General features: G+C 59.9%; 12 protein-coding genes. 9 read left to right on the top strand and 3 right to left on the bottom strand.

Translation table 11 applies throughout. The features are described 5' to 3' along the window. Positions 1-3 precede the first annotated feature (3 nt). From B3229_RS01215 to B3229_RS01235, 5 genes are all read left to right on the top strand, one after another. On the top strand, positions 4-3,738 hold the full coding sequence (locus B3229_RS01215) for a nitrate reductase subunit alpha (RefSeq protein ID WP_286867884.1): 3,735 nt from the start codon (positions 4-6) through the stop codon (positions 3,736-3,738). Further along, complete coding sequence (narH, locus tag B3229_RS01220) at positions 3,735-5,270, top strand: nitrate reductase subunit beta (protein WP_048782729.1); 1,536 nt, start codon at positions 3,735-3,737, stop codon at positions 5,268-5,270. Before B3229_RS01215 ends, narH begins: the two co-directional genes overlap by 4 nt. Continuing rightward, positions 5,270-5,959 carry a nitrate reductase molybdenum cofactor assembly chaperone gene (gene narJ / locus B3229_RS01225; protein ID WP_286867887.1) on the top strand — a complete coding sequence of 230 codons (690 nt, stop codon included), beginning with the start codon at positions 5,270-5,272 and terminating at the stop codon, positions 5,957-5,959. The genes narH and narJ overlap by 1 nt, the downstream gene beginning before the upstream one ends. Further along, positions 5,956-6,636, top strand: a complete 681-nt coding sequence (narI, locus tag B3229_RS01230; protein ID WP_096074331.1) for a respiratory nitrate reductase subunit gamma — start codon at positions 5,956-5,958, stop codon at positions 6,634-6,636. The genes narJ and narI overlap by 4 nt, the downstream gene beginning before the upstream one ends. A gap of 223 nt (positions 6,637-6,859) precedes the next feature. Next, positions 6,860-7,603, top strand: a complete 744-nt coding sequence (locus tag B3229_RS01235) for a YoaK family protein (RefSeq protein ID WP_048782725.1) — start codon at positions 6,860-6,862, stop codon at positions 7,601-7,603. A gap of 72 nt (positions 7,604-7,675) precedes the next feature. On the opposite strand, the gene B3229_RS01240 is transcribed toward B3229_RS01235, so the two are convergent. The 3 genes from B3229_RS01240 to B3229_RS01250 all read right to left on the bottom strand — a co-directional run bounded on the left by B3229_RS01240 (position 7,676) and on the right by B3229_RS01250 (position 11,870). Continuing rightward, the gene (locus B3229_RS01240) at positions 7,676-9,142 is read right to left on the bottom strand and encodes a pyridoxal phosphate-dependent decarboxylase family protein (protein WP_048782723.1); all 1,467 of its coding nucleotides are present in this window, start codon (positions 9,140-9,142) and stop codon (positions 7,676-7,678) included. An 18-nt stretch (positions 9,143-9,160) separates the two neighbouring features. Continuing rightward, positions 9,161-10,543: a diaminobutyrate--2-oxoglutarate transaminase gene (locus B3229_RS01245; protein WP_071997408.1), complete on the bottom strand. Its 1,383-nt coding sequence runs from the start codon at positions 10,541-10,543 to the stop codon at positions 9,161-9,163. A 442-nt stretch (positions 10,544-10,985) separates the two neighbouring features. Then, complete coding sequence (locus B3229_RS01250; RefSeq protein WP_286867891.1) at positions 10,986-11,870, bottom strand: LysR substrate-binding domain-containing protein; 885 nt, start codon at positions 11,868-11,870, stop codon at positions 10,986-10,988. 103 nt (positions 11,871-11,973) lie between these two features. Between B3229_RS01250 and B3229_RS01255 the strand changes: the two genes are divergently transcribed. The 4 genes from B3229_RS01255 (at position 11,974) to B3229_RS01270 (ending at position 15,625) form a co-directional block, all read left to right on the top strand. Next, positions 11,974-12,306, top strand: coding sequence for a carboxymuconolactone decarboxylase family protein (locus tag B3229_RS01255; protein ID WP_286867893.1), 333 nt, complete (start codon positions 11,974-11,976; stop codon positions 12,304-12,306). Then, positions 12,297-12,686 carry a tautomerase family protein gene (locus B3229_RS01260; protein ID WP_286867895.1) on the top strand — a complete coding sequence of 130 codons (390 nt, stop codon included), beginning with the start codon at positions 12,297-12,299 and terminating at the stop codon, positions 12,684-12,686. Before B3229_RS01255 ends, B3229_RS01260 begins: the two co-directional genes overlap by 10 nt. Then, entirely contained in the window at positions 12,683-13,207 is a 525-nt protein-coding gene (locus tag B3229_RS01265) for a DUF4865 family protein (protein WP_286867897.1), read from the top strand. The genes B3229_RS01260 and B3229_RS01265 overlap by 4 nt, the downstream gene beginning before the upstream one ends. A 93-nt stretch (positions 13,208-13,300) precedes the next feature. Continuing rightward, positions 13,301-15,625, top strand: a complete 2,325-nt coding sequence (locus B3229_RS01270; protein WP_048782717.1) for an FdhF/YdeP family oxidoreductase — start codon at positions 13,301-13,303, stop codon at positions 15,623-15,625. Positions 15,626-15,645 lie beyond the last annotated feature (20 nt).

Here is a 15,645-nt window from a genome sequence, read left to right on the forward strand (position 1 = left end):
GCAATGAGCAAACTTCTTGACCGCTTCCGCTATTTCAAACAGAAAGGCGATAGCTTCGCAGAGGGGCACGGTCAGGTCTATAACACCAACCGCGACTGGGAAGAGAGTTACCGGCAGCGCTGGCAATATGACAAAATCGTGCGTTCCACCCACGGCGTAAACTGCACCGGCTCCTGCAGCTGGAAGATCTACGTTAAAAACGGCCTGGTCACCTGGGAGACGCAGCAGACCGACTATCCGCGCACGCGTCCCGATCTGCCTAATCACGAGCCGCGCGGCTGCCCGCGCGGCGCGAGCTACTCCTGGTATCTCTACAGCGCCAACCGGCTGAAATATCCGCTGGTGCGCAAGGTGTTGCTGGAGATGTGGCGTGAGGCGCGGGCGCAGCACAGCGATCCGGTCGACGCCTGGAACGCCATTATGGCGGATAGCGAAAAGAGCAAGACCTATAAATCGCAGCGCGGCCGCGGCGGTTTCGTGCGCGCCAGCTGGCAAGAGCTGAACCCGCTGATCGCCGCCGCCAACATCTGGACCATCAAAAACTACGGCCCCGACCGTATTGCGGGCTTCTCGCCGATCCCGGCGATGTCGATGGTTTCCTATGCGGCCGGCACGCGCTATCTGTCGCTGATAGGCGGCACCTGCCTGAGCTTCTACGACTGGTATTGCGATCTGCCGCCCGCCTCGCCAATGACCTGGGGCGAGCAGACCGACGTGCCGGAATCCGCCGACTGGTACAACTCCAACTACATTATCGCCTGGGGCTCCAACGTGCCGCAGACGCGTACCCCGGACGCCCACTTCTTTACCGAAGTGCGCTACAAAGGCACCAAAACGGTTGCCATCACGCCGGACTATTCAGAAGTGGCCAAGCTGTGCGACCAGTGGCTGGCGCCGAAGCAGGGCACCGACAGCGCGCTGGCGATGGCGATGGGCCACGTCATCCTCAACGAGTTTCACCTGAAAAACCCCAGCGACTACTTCCTTAACTACGCGCGTCACTACACCGATATGCCGATGCTGGTGCTGCTGGAGCCGCGCGAAGACGGCAGCTATGTGCCCGGACGCCAGCTGCGCGCGGCGGATCTGGCCGACAACCTGGGCGAAGAGAACAATCCGCAGTGGAAAACCGTCGCCTACAACCAGGAGGGTGAACTGGTAGCGCCGAACGGTTCCATCGGCTTCCGCTGGGGCGAAAAGGGCAAATGGAACCTCGAACCGAAAGCGGCAGGCACGCCGACGCAGCTGACGCTCTCGCTGCTCGACCGGCGCGATGCGGTGATGGATGTCGCCTTTCCTTACTTCGGCGGCATTGAGAACCCGCATTTCCGTCATGTGAAGCAGGACGAAGTGCTGCTACATAAAGTGCCGGTGAAAATGCTAACGCTGGCCGACGGCCGCGAGCTGCCGGTCGCCTCGGTTTACGATTTGACGCTGGCCCACTACGGGCTCGTCCGCGGTCTTGATGATGCCAACTGCGCGCGCGACTACAGCGAAGTGCGCGCCTATTCACCCGCCTGGGCGGAGCAGATTTGTGGCGTACCGCGCAGTCAGATTGAAAAAATCGCGCGCGAATTCGGCGAAACGGCGCACAAAACGCATGGCCGCTCGATGATTATCGTCGGCGCGGGCATGAACCACTGGTATCACATGGACATGAACTACCGTGGGCTGATCAATATGCTGGTGTTCTGCGGCTGCGTCGGGCAGACCGGCGGCGGCTGGGCGCACTATGTCGGCCAGGAGAAGCTGCGTCCGCAAACCGGCTGGACGCCGCTGGCCTTCGCGTTGGACTGGAACCGTCCGCCGCGCCAGATGAACAGCACCTCGTTTTTCTATAACCATGCCAGCCAGTGGCGCTTCGAGAAGCTGCAGGTCAGCGAACTGCTGTCGCCGCTCGCCGACGCCAGCCAGTTCAGCGGCCAGCTAATCGACTTTAACGTGCGCGCCGAACGCATGGGGTGGCTGCCTTCATCGCCGCAGCTCGGCATCAACCCGCTGCGCATCGCCGAAGAGGCGAAACGCGCAGGCCAGTCCGAGCAGGCGTGGACCGTTGAGGCGCTGAAGTCCGGCAAGCTGCGCATGGCGTGCGAAGATCCCGATAACGGCGGCAACCATCCGCGCAACATGTTTATCTGGCGCTCGAACCTGCTCGGCTCCTCGGGCAAAGGGCACGAGTATATGCTGCGCTATCTGCTCGGCACCGAGAGCGGCATTCAGGGCGAACCGATCAGCGATGAGCAGGATCGCCCCGAAGAGCTGGAGTGGCGCGGCGAAGCGCTGGAAGGCAAGCTCGACCTGCTGGTAACGCTCGATTTCCGCATGTCCAGCACCTGTCTCTTCTCCGATATCGTGCTGCCGACCGCCACCTGGTATGAGAAAGACGATATGAATACCTCGGATATGCATCCGTTTATTCATCCGCTTTCCGCCGCGGTCGATCCCGCCTGGGAATCCAAAAGCGACTGGGAAATTTACAAAGGCATCGCCAAAACCTTCTCCGAACTCTGCGTCGGCCATCTCGGCGAGGAAACCGACGTGGTGCTGCAGCCGCTGCAGCACGACTCTCCCGGCGAACTGGCGGCAGGCGAGGTGCGCGACTGGAAAAAAGGTGAATGCGATCTGATCCCTGGCCAGACCGCGCCGCAGATTATCAGCGTGCAGCGCGACTATCCCGCCGTCTATGAACGCTTTACCTCGGTTGGACCGCTGCTGGAGAAACTGGGCAACGGCGGCAAAGGCATCAGCTGGAACACCGATAAAGAGGTCGACCTGCTGCGCCGTCTGAACTACACCAAAGCAGACGGCGTCGCCAAAGGTCAGCCGATGATCAACAGCGCTATCGACGCCGCCGAAGTGATTCTGACGCTGGCGCCGGAAACCAACGGTCAGGTGGCGGTAAAAGCCTGGCAGGCGCTGGGCGAATTCACCGGCCGCGACCATACGCATCTGGCGCGACCGAAGGAAGAGGAGAAGATCCGCTTCCGCGATATCCAGGCGCAGCCGCGCAAAATTATCTCCAGCCCGACATGGTCAGGCCTGGAAGACGAGCATGTCTCCTATAATGCCGGCTACACCAACGTGCATGAGCTAATCCCGTGGCGCACGCTGTCCGGCCGCCAGCAGCTTTATCAGGATCATCCGTGGATGCGCGCCTTCGGCGAAGCGTTCTGCGCCTACCGTCCGCCGGTCGATACGCGCAGCGTGCAGAATCTGCAGCATATTCCCTCTAACGGTTTCCCGGAGAAGGCGCTCAACTTCCTGACGCCGCACCAGAAATGGGGCATTCACTCCACCTACAGCGACAACCTGCTGATGCTGACCCTGTCGCGCGGCGGTCCTATCGTCTGGATGAGTGAAACCGACGCCCAGGAGCTGGGCATCGAGGATAACGACTGGATCGAAGTGTTTAACGCCAACGGCGCGCTGACTGCGCGCGCGGTGGTCAGCCAGCGCGTTCCGGCGGGCATGACCATGATGTATCACGCGCAGGAGCGTCTGATGAACATTCCAGGTTCAGAGATAACCGGCCAGCGCGGCGGTATCCATAACTCGGTCACGCGCGCCTGTCCGAAACCGACGCATATGATCGGCGGCTACGCCCAGCTGGCGTACGGCTTCAACTACTACGGCACCGTCGGCTCTAACCGCGACGAATTTATCATGGTACGCAAGATGAACAAGGTGAACTGGCTGGATGACGAAGGCCGCGATCAGGTACAGGAGGCGACAAAATGAAAATCCGCTCTCAGGTCGGCATGGTGTTGAACCTCGATAAGTGCATTGGCTGTCATACCTGTTCCGTCACCTGTAAAAACGTCTGGACCAGCCGCGAGGGGATGGAGTATGCCTGGTTCAATAACGTAGAAAGCAAACCGGGCGTCGGCTATCCGCACGCCTGGGAAGATCAGGAAAAATGGCGCGGCGGCTGGATCCGCAATATTAAGGGACGCCTGGTGCCGCGCCTCGGCAGTCGCTCCTCGGTGCTGATGAAAATCTTCGCCAACCCGGTGGTGCCGGGCATCGACGATTACTACGAGCCTTTTACCTTCGACTATCAGCATCTGCACACCGCTAAAGCGGGTAAGAGCCAGCCGACGGCGCGTCCGCGCTCGCTGATCAGCGGCCAGCGCATGGACAAAATCAACGGCGGTCCAAACTGGGAAGAGATCCTCGGCGGCGAGTTCAGCAAGCGTTCGGCGGATAAAAACTTCGACGCGATGCAGAAGGAGATGTACGGCCAGTTCGAAAACACCTTCATGATGTATCTGCCGCGTCTGTGCGAGCACTGCCTCAATCCCGCCTGTGCGGCCACCTGTCCGAGCGGCGCCATCTACAAGCGCGAAGAGGACGGCATCGTTCTGATCGATCAGGACAAATGCCGCGGCTGGCGCCTGTGCGTCAGCGGCTGTCCATACAAAAAGATCTACTTCAACTGGAAAAGCGGCAAGTCGGAGAAGTGCATTTTCTGCTATCCGCGCATCGAATCGGGCATGCCGACCGTCTGTTCGGAAACCTGCGTCGGCCGTATCCGTTACCTTGGCGTGCTGCTCTATGACGCCGATAAAATCGCTGAAGCGGCCAGCACCGAGCATGAAACCGATCTCTACCAGCGCCAGTGCGACGTTTTCCTCGATCCCCGGGATCCGGAAGTGATCGAAGAGGCGCTGAAGCAGGGCATTCCGCAAAGCGTCATCGACGCCGCGCAGGCGTCGCCGGTGTGGAAGCTGGCGATGGACTGGAAGCTGGCGCTGCCGCTGCATCCGGAATACCGCACGCTGCCGATGGTCTGGTATGTGCCGCCGCTGTCGCCGATTCAGTCGGTGGTCGACGCGGGCGGGCTGGTGTCGCAGAGCAGCGTGCTGCCGGACGTAGAAAGCCTGCGTATTCCGGTGCAGTACCTGGCCAACCTGCTGACTGCTGGCGACACTGCGCCGGTGCTGCGCGCGCTGAAGCGCATGATGGCGATGCGCCACTATAAACGCGCGCAGAACGTGGACGGGGTCACCGATACCCGCGCTATCGACGAGGTGGGCCTGAGCGAAGCGCAGGTCGAAGAGATGTATCGCTATCTGGCGATCGCCAACTACGAAGACCGCTTCGTGATCCCGAGCAGCCATCGCGAGCTGGCGCGCGAGGCCTTCCCGGAACGCAACGGCTGCGGCTTTACCTTTGGCGACGGCTGTCACGGCAGCGACACCAAATTCAACCTGTTCAACAGCCGCCGTATCGACGCGATCAATATCGGCGACAACGCGGGAGGCGAATAATGGCGCTGATTAAAGTAGTTGCCCTGCTGCTGGAGTATCCCGATGAGGCGCTCTGGGAGCATCAGGATGAGCTGCGCGAGCTGGTCAGCGCGCAGCATCCCGCTCTGCTGCCTTTTATCGACCGCTACTTCGGCACGACGCCGCTCGATATGCAGGCGGAATGGTGCGCGCTATTCGAACGCGGCCGCGCCACGTCGCTGCTGCTGTTCGAGCATGTGCACGCCGAGTCGCGCGATCGCGGTCAGGCGATGGTCGATCTGATGGCGCAGTATGAGCGCGCCGGACTGGAGCTGAACTGCCGCGAACTGCCGGACTATCTGCCGCTCTACCTGGAATACCTTAGCATGCAGCCGGAAGCGGAGGCGCAGCAGGGTTTGCTGGACGTGGCGCCGATTCTGGCGCTGATTGGCGGTCGTCTGAAAGAACGCGACAGCGACTTCAGCGCCCTGTTCGATACGCTGCTGAAGGTAGCGAACAGTCCGCTGAGCAGCGAAAGCGTGGCGGCGCAGGTCGCCAGCGAGACGCGCGACGATACCCCGGCCGCCATGGATGCGGTCTGGGAGGAGGAGCAGGTGAAGTTTATCGACGACAGCGCCTGCGACAGCTCGGCGCAACAGCAACATCAGCGGCGCTTCCGCAATGACACCGCGCCGCAATATCTCGATCTCTCCGCTGGAGGAACAGCCTGATGCACTATTTAAACGTGTTGTTCTTTGATATCTATCCCTACCTGTGCGGCACCGTGTTCCTGATAGGGAGCTGGCTGCGTTACGACTATGGCCAGTACACCTGGCGCGCCTCATCCAGCCAGATGCTGGATAAAAAAGGCATGCGCTTCGCCTCGAACGTGTTTCATATCGGCATTCTCGGCATCTTCTTCGGCCATCTGTTCGGCCTGCTGACGCCGCACTGGATGTATGAGCCGTTCCTCGCTATCGCCACCAAGCAGAAAATCGCTATGGGCGCGGGCGGCGTGTTCGGCATCATGACGCTGGTCGGCGGTTTCCTGCTGCTGAAGCGTCGTCTGCTTAACCCGCGCATTCGCGCCACCTCGACGCGCGCCGATATTGTTATCCTCGGCATTCTGGTGGTGCAGTGTACGCTGGGCCTGACGTCGATTCTCTTCTCCATGCATCACCTCGACGGGGTGGGCATGATGAAGCTGGTAGGCTGGGCGCAGGCGATCGTGACTTTCCAGGGCAACGCTTCGCACTGGCTGGATGGGGTAGAGTGGATCTATCGCGTGCACCTGATCCTCGGCATGACCATCTTTTTGGTGTTTCCGTTCACGCGTCTGGTTCACGTCTGGAGCGCGCCGGTAGAGTATTTTACCCGTCGCTACCAGGTGGTGCGTGCCCGTCGCTAAACCTTGCTCTCCGCGCCAGCCCAGCCTGCGGCTGGCGCACTATTGCTCCCGCCGCTGATTGACTTTTCCGTAACACTGTCACGTCTTTACAGTAACTGAAACAACACCGCTTTGTTTAAGTTACTTAACATTTTTATTAACTCTTTTAGATTAGACGCTGTGACAAGGATCGCATTTCTCCCTACGCTTAAGCTCAGGTAATAATAAAAAAGGTGAAGCGTGCATGTTGATAAAAATGAAGCGAGAGCGATCTCATACGGAAGACCGTTATCTTGCTGTCTGGCTGGCGACGGCGGCCGGTTTGCTGAATGCGATGGCATTAGGCGCGTTTGGTTTTTTTCCCTCTCATATGTCGGGTAACACGTCGCAGCTTTCCAGCGAAGTCAATAACAGCGATCTGCGCGATCTCACCTTTCTCGGCTGCCTGCTGCTGGCCTTCGTCGCGGGCGCGGTCACCGCGCGTCTGGCGGTCATCGCCGGTCTGAAACACAATCTGCGCACCGTTTTCTGTCAGGTACTGGTTGCGGAAGGGGTGGCGCTGCTGTGCCTGTCGCTGTTTGAAATCTTTTTCTACTCTTCCGGCAATAACCGCGAAGTGCTGGTGCTGCTCGGTTTTCTGATGGGCGTGCATAACTCCACCTCGACGCAACTATCTAACGGGCGCGTGCGCGCGACGCATATCACCGGCACGCTGACCGATGCCGGCATTTCGCTCGCCTCGGTCATCAGCGCCATGCTGCGCCGCGACCCGTCGAAAAACGCGCATGCGCAAAAGAAGCAGCTCAAAACGCACCTGACAACGATTTTCTCCTTTCTCGGCGGCGGCATCGCCGGACTCTGGCTGTTTCGCGTGGCGGGTTTTCACGCCATGGCGGCGCTGAGCGCGGTACTGATTCTGCTGGCGGTGACGTCGATGGCGTTGACGCTGATGAAGGTGAGAGGAACGGCTATGGCGGCAAGACGCTAAAGGGATTTGAAGGAAAATGGGCAATAAAAAAGCCGGTAACTGCGTTACCGGCTTTTTTTGCGTCTCAGGCCGTTAGCCTACCAGCGGCTTCGCGGTTTTCTCAACCAGCGCCAGCAGGACTTTCACATCCTCCAGCGTCACAGTTGGGTTAAGCAGCGTCAGCTTCAGGCAGGTCACGCCGTTGTGCTCGGTCACGCCGACGTTAGCGCGGCCCGATTCCAGCAGCGCGTCGCCGATGCGCTGGTTCAGCAGCGCGGTTTCAGCCAGATCGTGACAGCCGCTTTCCGGATGGAAGCGGAACAGCACGCTCGCCAGCTGCGGTTTCATCACCAGCTCCAGCAGCGGATGGGCGCTGATGTATTTCGCGACCTGCTGGGCGAGAGTGACGCCGTGATCGATGATCGCCGCGTACTGTTTCTGACCCAGCGCTTCCAGACCCATCCACAGTTTCAGCGCATCGAAACGGCGCGTGGTCTGCAGCGATTTGGACACCAGGTTCGGCACGCCCGCCTCTTCGTCGAACTCAGAGTTCAGGTAAGCCGCCTGATAACGCATCAGCTCGTAGTTCGCCGCGTCTTTCAGCAGGAACGCGCCGCAGCTGATGGTCTGGAAATATTGCTTATGGAAGTCCAGCGTAACGGAATCCACCAGCTCGAGGCCGTCCAGATAGTCGCGATATTTCTCCGACAGCAGCAGCGCGCCGCCCCATGCCGCATCGACGTGCACCCAGATATTGTTCTGGGACGCCAGCGCGGCGATGTCGCGCAGCGGATCGATAGCGCCGGCGTCGGTGGTGCCTGCGGTAGCGACAATCGCCAGGATCTGATCGCCGTTGGCTTTCGCCTGGGCGATCTTCTCCGCCAGATCGGTTACGTCCATACGGGCGTATTCGTCGGTTTTCACCTGGGTTACGCACTGGTAGCCCAGGCCGAGCAGCGCCATATTCTTCTGAACGGAGAAGTGGGCGTTTTCGGAGCAGAACACCTTTAGCTTGCGCAGGTCGCCCACCAGGCCATCCTGCTGAACAGAGTGGCCCTGACGCGCAAAGAAGGCGTCGCGCGCCAGCATCAGGCCCATCAGGTTGCTCTGAGTGCCGCCGCTGGTGAACACGCCTGCGTCGCCCGCTTCATAGCCGACCTGGGCGCGCAGCCACTCGATCAGCTTCATCTCGATGATGGTCGCCGACGGGCTCTGATCCCAGGAGTCCATGCTCTGGTTGGTGGCGTTGATCAGCACTTCCGCCGCCTGGCTTACCACCAGGCTCGGGCAGTGAAGATGCGCCACGCACTGCGGATGATGCACCGCCAGGCTGTCTTTCAGGAAGAACTCGACCGCGCGCTCGATGGCGGCCTGGTTGCCCAGGCCGGTCGGATTGAAGTCCAGCGCAATACGCTCGCGCAGTTCCGCGACGGTTTTGCCCTGATACATTTCAGGCTGCTTCAGCCACTCAACGACGGCTTTGCTGCTCTGCTCGATAACCTGCTGGTAGGCTTCGATGCTCTGCGCCGAGCCCGCCAGGATCGGATTTAATTCAGACATGATCGCATTCCGCTCCACTTAAACCGGCTGCACGCCAGCGGCCAGCAGCGCCTGCTCGAACTTGTCGAGGAACACTTCCAGCTCCTGGTTGGTGATCAGCAGGGAAGGCAGCAGACGCAGTACGCAGCCGTGACGGCCGCCGCGCTCCAGGATCAGGCCCGCTTCAAAGCACTTCTTCTGCAGCAGCGCAGAGAGATCGCCGTCCGCCGGGTAGCAGCCCAGCTGATCTTTGGCTTCGTTCGGCTTCACGATCTCAATGCCGATCATCAGGCCCAGGCCGCGTACGTGACCGATAACCGGGAAGCGCTGTTGCATCTCGGCCAGTTTGCCTTTCAGCCACTCGCCTTGCTGCGCCACTTTGTCGGCGATATTCTGCTCTTTAAGGATCTTCAGCGTGGTGAGGCCGGTGGCCATTGCCAGCTGGTTGCCGCGGAAGGTGCCGGTATGGTGACCCGGTGCCCAGGCGTCAAACTGCTTTTTAATGCCCAGCACGGCGAGCGGCAGGCCGCCGCCGACAGCTTTCGACATCACGATAATGTCTGGCTGAATGCCGGCGTGCTCAAAGGCGAAGAATTTGCCGGTACGCGCGAAGCCCGCCTGCACTTCGTCAATGATCAGCAGAATGCCGTGCTCTTCGGTCACTTTACGGATGCGCTGCAGCCACTCGGCCGGCGCCGGGTTCACGCCGCCTTCGCCCTGAACCGCTTCCAGGATCACCGCCGCAGGTTTGCGCACGCCGCTTTCCACGTCGTTGATCAGATTTTCGAAGTAGTAGGTCAGCGCTTTCACGCCCGCTTCGCCGCCAATGCCCAGCGGGCAGCGGTAGAGGTGCGGGTAAGGCATAAACTGCACTTCCGGCATCATGCCGTTGACCGCTTCTTTCGGCGACAGGTTGCCGGTAACGGAGAGCGCGCCGTGGGTCATGCCGTGGTAGCCGCCGGAGAAGGCGATAACGCCTGAACGGCCGGTGGCTTTTTTCGCCAGCTTGATCGCCGCTTCAACCGCGTCCGCGCCGGACGGACCGGTGAACTGCAGTTTGTACTCTTTGCCCTGACCAGGCAGCAGCGACAGCAGGTATTCAGAGAACGCATCTTTTAAAGGCGTCGTCAGATCGAGAGTATGTAACGGCAAGCCGCTGGTAATGACATTTTGGATGCTCTGCAACACGTCAGGATGATTATGACCCAGCGCCAGCGTGCCCGCGCCTGCCAGGCAGTCGAGGTACTCTTTATTGTCGGCGTCGGTGATCCATACGCCTTTCGCCTGGGTAATCGCTAACGGTAACTTACGGGGATAACTTCTGACGTTTGATTCGAACTCAGCCTGACGGGCCAAATAGGTTTCATTGTTTGCGTTTGAAGTGGCATCTAAAGAATCAATACGGACTTTATCCGTCATCATATCTCTCCTACAACCGGGGCAATCGACTGTGCCGCAGTTGAATGAATGTTAAAAATTCGGGTTACCTGATTTTAGGCGCGGCCAATATAGAGCTTTTGCGATTCGGGCTCAATCTTTTATTTTGTTTAGATTTGTTCGCGTTTATTTATAACTAACTTTTCCTGCCTTACGACCTGACCGTAGAGCATGCGCGGGCCTGATGACGCCTGTGTTAAGAGGGTGTGACGGCTTGACGCAGCCGCTGAGCTTAAGCGCGGTGAAAAACGCTAACCGAAGAAGAAACAGGCAATTAAAGGCCATTTTTGTTGACGTATTAAACAAACGACTCGGTGAAAATTATCACCTCGTAAATTAATCCGCAGCGCGAAGGTTAAGTTATATAAAAGGCTTAACCTTACGTGCGGGAAACATATTTAAACTAAATTCTTTAAAACGGGAATCTTTAGCGCAGCAGTGAAGGAAGCAGCGCAGCGGAAACGGAATCATGCAGCAGGCGCTGCGCCCGCGCATCCAGGCTGCGGTTCTGCCACAGCGTAATCCCGATACGGCCCGCCGCAGGCAGCGCCCCGTCGACGATATGCAGGGTGCGCGGCAGCCCGATGGGCGAACGCAGCGTAATGCCGAGGCCTGCCTGCACGGCCGCCCAGATGCCGCTCAGGCTCGGGCTGGTAAAGACCACGCGCCATGGAATCCCTGCCTGATCCAGCGCGGCGATGGCGCGGGAGCGCATCTGGCAGGGCGCGTCAAACATCACCAGCGGTAAAGGATCGCCGCTCGCCAGCAGCGTCGCAATCTCTATCTGCGGCGAGGCGATCCACACCAGCGGACACTCCCCCAGGAACGCACTCTCGTCGAGCGCCTGCTCGGGCTGCCACAGTAGCGCGATATCCACCTGCTTCTCTATCGCCGCCTGACGCAGGGCGCGGTTGCGATCGATGCGCGCCGTAATGTTGAGACCCGGATGCTGAGCAGCGAGCTGGCTGAGCAGCGCGGGCATCAGCGATTCGCCAAAATCTTCCTGCATGCCGATACGCAGCTCGCCTTGCAGCAGTTCGCCGCGCACGGCGCGCTGCGCCTCGTCGTTGAGCGCCAGCAGGCGGCGCGCGTAGCTCAGCAGCCTCTCGCCGGCGGGCGTCAGCGCCAGCTTGCGACCCTGTTTCACCACCAGTTCGGCGCCGCACTGCGCTTCCAGCTTTTTGAGCTGAGCGCTGACGGCGGAAGTCGATCGGCAGAGCCGCTGGGCGGCGAGCGCAAAGCTGTCGCATTCGATGCCCGTCACGAAACTGCGCAGCGCATCCATATCGAGAGAAATCGGGAGCCTGTTCATATCATCCTGCTTTTCGGGATTAAGCGTGCTGAATAATTTGATTTTCAGGATAGTAGCAGAGGGCGAGACTGAGGGTCAGCGATAAATAAAGAGAGGAGCCATCATGAGCCACGCACTCGATAAAGAAAATCTTCAGCAGGCCGCGCCAAAGCTGGCGGAGATCACCCATAACCTGTTATTCGGCGATATCTGGCAGCGCGATATTCTGACGCCGCGTGAACGCAGCCTGATCACCCTGGCCTGTCTGGCCGCGCTGGGACGCGAAAAGCAGCTCGGCTGGCATATGCGCTTCGCCACTGAAAACGGCCTGAGTCGCCGCGAACTCAGCGAAGCATTTACCCACCTGGCGTTCTATGCCGGCTGGCCTGCCGCCGTGACCGCGCTGCACTATCTGCCTGAAAGCGATTTGCCAAAGGAGGAAAGCCCATGCCGCTGACCCGCATCACGCTGAATGATCAGACCAGCGAGGCGCGCATCGCGCAGATTTCCGACATCCTGCAACGCACGCTGGTAGAGACCTTCGACGTCCCGGCGCATGACCGGTTTCAGATAGTGGAGAAACTGCCCGCAGCGCAGCGTATCTATGACCCGCACTATCTGAGCGGCAGGCGCAGTGACGATGTCATTCTCTTTACGCTGCTTGCCGGAAAGCCGCGCTCGGCGGCGCAAAAATCGGCGTTCTGCCGCACGCTGACCCAGCGGCTGGCCGCGCAGCTCGCTGTCCGGCCCGACGACGTAATGGTGGTTATCCAGTTCAACACCGCAGGCGACTGGAGCTTCAGCAAGGGCGAAATGTTCGCCGGGGAGACGCTATGATTCTGATGCACTACCGCTTTACGCTGCCCGCCGATTACGACATGAGGATTATCGAGCGGCGCATCGCGGAAAACGGCGCAAAGCTCGACGGCTTTCCCGACCTGATATTCAAGGCTTATCTCTATGCGCGACGCGACGAGGGGGCGAAGGCGAACAGCTACGCGCCGCTCTATCTCTGGCGCGACAGCGCCGGAATGATCCGCTTCTTGCAGAGCGCCGGCTTCGCCAGGCTTACGGAAGATTTCGGCTGGCCAGTGATTCAGAGCTGGCTGGGAGTGAAAATGGCGCCGATGGCGACGCTGCGCGACGCGCGCTTTGCGGCGCTGCGTCACCGGCCAATTGCGCCCTATAGCGATCTCGCCGCGCTAAACCTCGAGGCGGCGCTGGTCGGCTGGGATATTTCGGCCCAGTCGCTGCTTCAGGTCGATTTCGCCGCTGATAAAAGATTGCCGGGAGAGTGCTACCGCATCGGCTATCTCGCTCTCGGCGACCCGACTATGCGAGACGCGGTAACATCCTGAAAGAATAAATTTAACATCTTTAGTCCCGCCGCCGCCGCACTCAGGATCTGCTCGCCTACGCTAAAAAGGATAAGTACTGGAGAGCAAGGTCGTATGAAAAAAGAAAACAGTAGTATTGGTATTGCGCCTTATGGCGGTTCGGCAGGCGGTTGGGGCGCGCTCAAAGCGGTAGCGGATGCGATTCGCGGCCAGATGTCCGTTAAGCAGGATGTTATCGCGCTGTTCAAAGTGAACCAGCCGGAAGGGTTCGACTGCCCAGGCTGTGCCTGGCCTGACCCGCAGCACCGCTCCTCGTTTGAATTTTGCGAAAACGGCGCCAAAGCGGTCTCGTGGGAAGCCACCAGTAAGCGCACCACGCCGGAATTTTTCGCCGCGCACACCGTGAGCGAACTCTGGCAGCGCAACGCTCTGGAGCTGGAAGGCGAAGGGCGTCTGACCCACCCGATGAAATATGACGCGGCGAGCGACACCTATCAGCCCATTGAATGGGAGACGGCGCTCAACGAAATCGGCGCGCTGCTGCGCAGCTATGAAGATCCCGACAGCGTCGAATTCTATACCTCTGGCCGCGCCTCTAACGAAGCCGCCTTTCTCTGGCAGCTCTTCGCGCGCGAATACGGCACCAATAACTTTCCCGACTGCTCCAACATGTGCCACGAACCGACCAGCGTCGGTCTGCCGCAGTCGATCGGCGTAGGCAAGGGCACGGTAGAGCTGGAGGACTTCGATCACTGCGATCTGGTGCTCTGCATCGGCCACAATCCCGGTACCAACCATCCACGCATGCTGGCGACGCTGCGCGACGTCTCAAAGCGCGGCAAAACCATCGTGGCGATTAATCCGCTGCGCGAGCGCGGCCTTGAGCGCTTTACCTCGCCGCAAAGCCCGATTGAGATGCTGTCGATGGGGTCGACGCAGCTGGCGTCCACCTACTACAAAGTGCGCGTCGGCGGCGACGCGGCGATGCTGAAAGGCGTGATGAAATGTCTGCTGTCGATGCATGAAAAAGCGCTGGCGGCGGGCGAGCCAGGCGTGATCGACGACAGCTTTATCAACGAACACACCGAAGGGTTCACCGCGCTGAAGGCGGATCTTGAGGCGACCGAATGGCCGCATATTCTGAAAGTCTCCGGCATGACGCTCGAAGAGATTCAGAATATCGCTCATCTCTACGCCGCGTCGGAAAGCACCATTATCTGCTACGGCATGGGCATCACCCAGCACCAGTACGGCACCCAGAACGTACAGCAGATCGCCAACCTGCTGCTGATGCGCGGCAACATCGGCAAGCGCGGCGCGGGCATCTGTCCGTTACGCGGTCACTCCAACGTACAGGGCGATCGCACCGTCGGCATTACTGAAATCCCGCCGCAGTGGATGCTGGACAATATTGAAAAAGTATTTGGCTTTAAGCCGCCGCAGAAGCACGGCCACGGCGCGGTGGCGGCAATCCAGGCAATGCGCGACGGCAAAGCCAAAGCGCTGCTCTGCCTCGGCGGCAACCTGGCGGAGGCGATCTCCGACCCGCAGGTCACTTTCGAGGCGATGCGCAAACTCGATCTGGTGGTGCACATGGCCACCAAGCTTAACCGCTCGCATCTGCTGCTCGGCAGGCATAACTATCTCTTCCCGGTGCTGGGCCGCACCGAAATCGATCGCCAGGCGTCGGGCGAGCAGAGCGTGACGGTAGAGGATTCGATGTCGATGGTGCACGCCTCGCGCGGCACGCTGAAACCCGCCTCGCCGCATCTGAAATCGGAGCCAGCGCTGGTCGCCGGGCTGGCGAAAGCCACGCTGCGCAACTCGCGCGTCGACTGGGACAAAATGGTGGGCGACTACAGCTTTATTCGCGACGCCATCGAGGCGGTTTTTCCCGGCTTCGAGGATTTCAACAACCGTATCCTGACGCCGGGCGGCTTCCGGCTGCCGGTGGCGGCCGCGCAGCGCAGATGGCTAACGCCGAGCGGCAAGGCGCAGTTCAAGGTAATGCAGGGCATCAATGAGGATCCGCGCTCGCTGATCTGTCACGATCTGGTGCTGACGACGCTGCGCAGCCATGACCAGTACAACACCACGCTCTATGGCCTGAACGACCGCTATCGCGGCGTCACCGGCCGGCGCGACGTGCTGTTTATGGCGGCGGACGAGGCGGAAAAACGCCAGTTCCGCGTCGGCGATAAGGTGAATATGGTGGCGCTCGATCCGCAAGGGAACCGCACCGGACGACGTCTCGATAACCTGACCGTAGTGGTGTATGACATGGCGCCCGGTTCGGTAGCGGCTTATTACCCCGAGGCCAACGTGATGGTGCCGCTCGACAGCCACGATACCGAAAGCGGCATTCCGGCCTACAAAAGTATCCCGGTAGAGCTGGAGCTGTGCGAGGCGCCCGTAGAAACCTCAGGCGCGCTGCGATGAAAGGTAGTAGGTAAATTCAG

The sequence above is a fragment of the Pantoea sp. UBA5035 genome, assembly GCF_002415245.1.
GTDB classification, from domain to species: Bacteria; Pseudomonadota; Gammaproteobacteria; order Enterobacterales; family Enterobacteriaceae; genus Pantoea; species Pantoea septica.

Coding starts and splice junctions, on each gene's coding strand:
- narJ (WP_286867887.1), top strand. CDS start 5,270: ATGGCGCTGATTAAAGTAGTTGCCCTGCTGCTGGAGTATCCCGATGAG.
- B3229_RS01255 (WP_286867893.1), top strand. CDS start 11,974: ATGAGCCACGCACTCGATAAAGAAAATCTTCAGCAGGCCGCGCCAAAG.
- B3229_RS01260 (WP_286867895.1), top strand. CDS start 12,297: ATGCCGCTGACCCGCATCACGCTGAATGATCAGACCAGCGAGGCGCGC.
- B3229_RS01245 (WP_071997408.1), bottom strand. CDS start 10,543: ATGATGACGGATAAAGTCCGTATTGATTCTTTAGATGCCACTTCAAAC.
- B3229_RS01235 (WP_048782725.1), top strand. CDS start 6,860: ATGTTGATAAAAATGAAGCGAGAGCGATCTCATACGGAAGACCGTTAT.
- B3229_RS01265 (WP_286867897.1), top strand. CDS start 12,683: ATGATTCTGATGCACTACCGCTTTACGCTGCCCGCCGATTACGACATG.
- narH (WP_048782729.1), top strand. CDS start 3,735: ATGAAAATCCGCTCTCAGGTCGGCATGGTGTTGAACCTCGATAAGTGC.
- B3229_RS01270 (WP_048782717.1), top strand. CDS start 13,301: ATGAAAAAAGAAAACAGTAGTATTGGTATTGCGCCTTATGGCGGTTCG.
- B3229_RS01250 (WP_286867891.1), bottom strand. CDS start 11,870: ATGAACAGGCTCCCGATTTCTCTCGATATGGATGCGCTGCGCAGTTTC.
- B3229_RS01240 (WP_048782723.1), bottom strand. CDS start 9,142: ATGTCTGAATTAAATCCGATCCTGGCGGGCTCGGCGCAGAGCATCGAA.
- B3229_RS01215 (WP_286867884.1), top strand. CDS start 4: ATGAGCAAACTTCTTGACCGCTTCCGCTATTTCAAACAGAAAGGCGAT.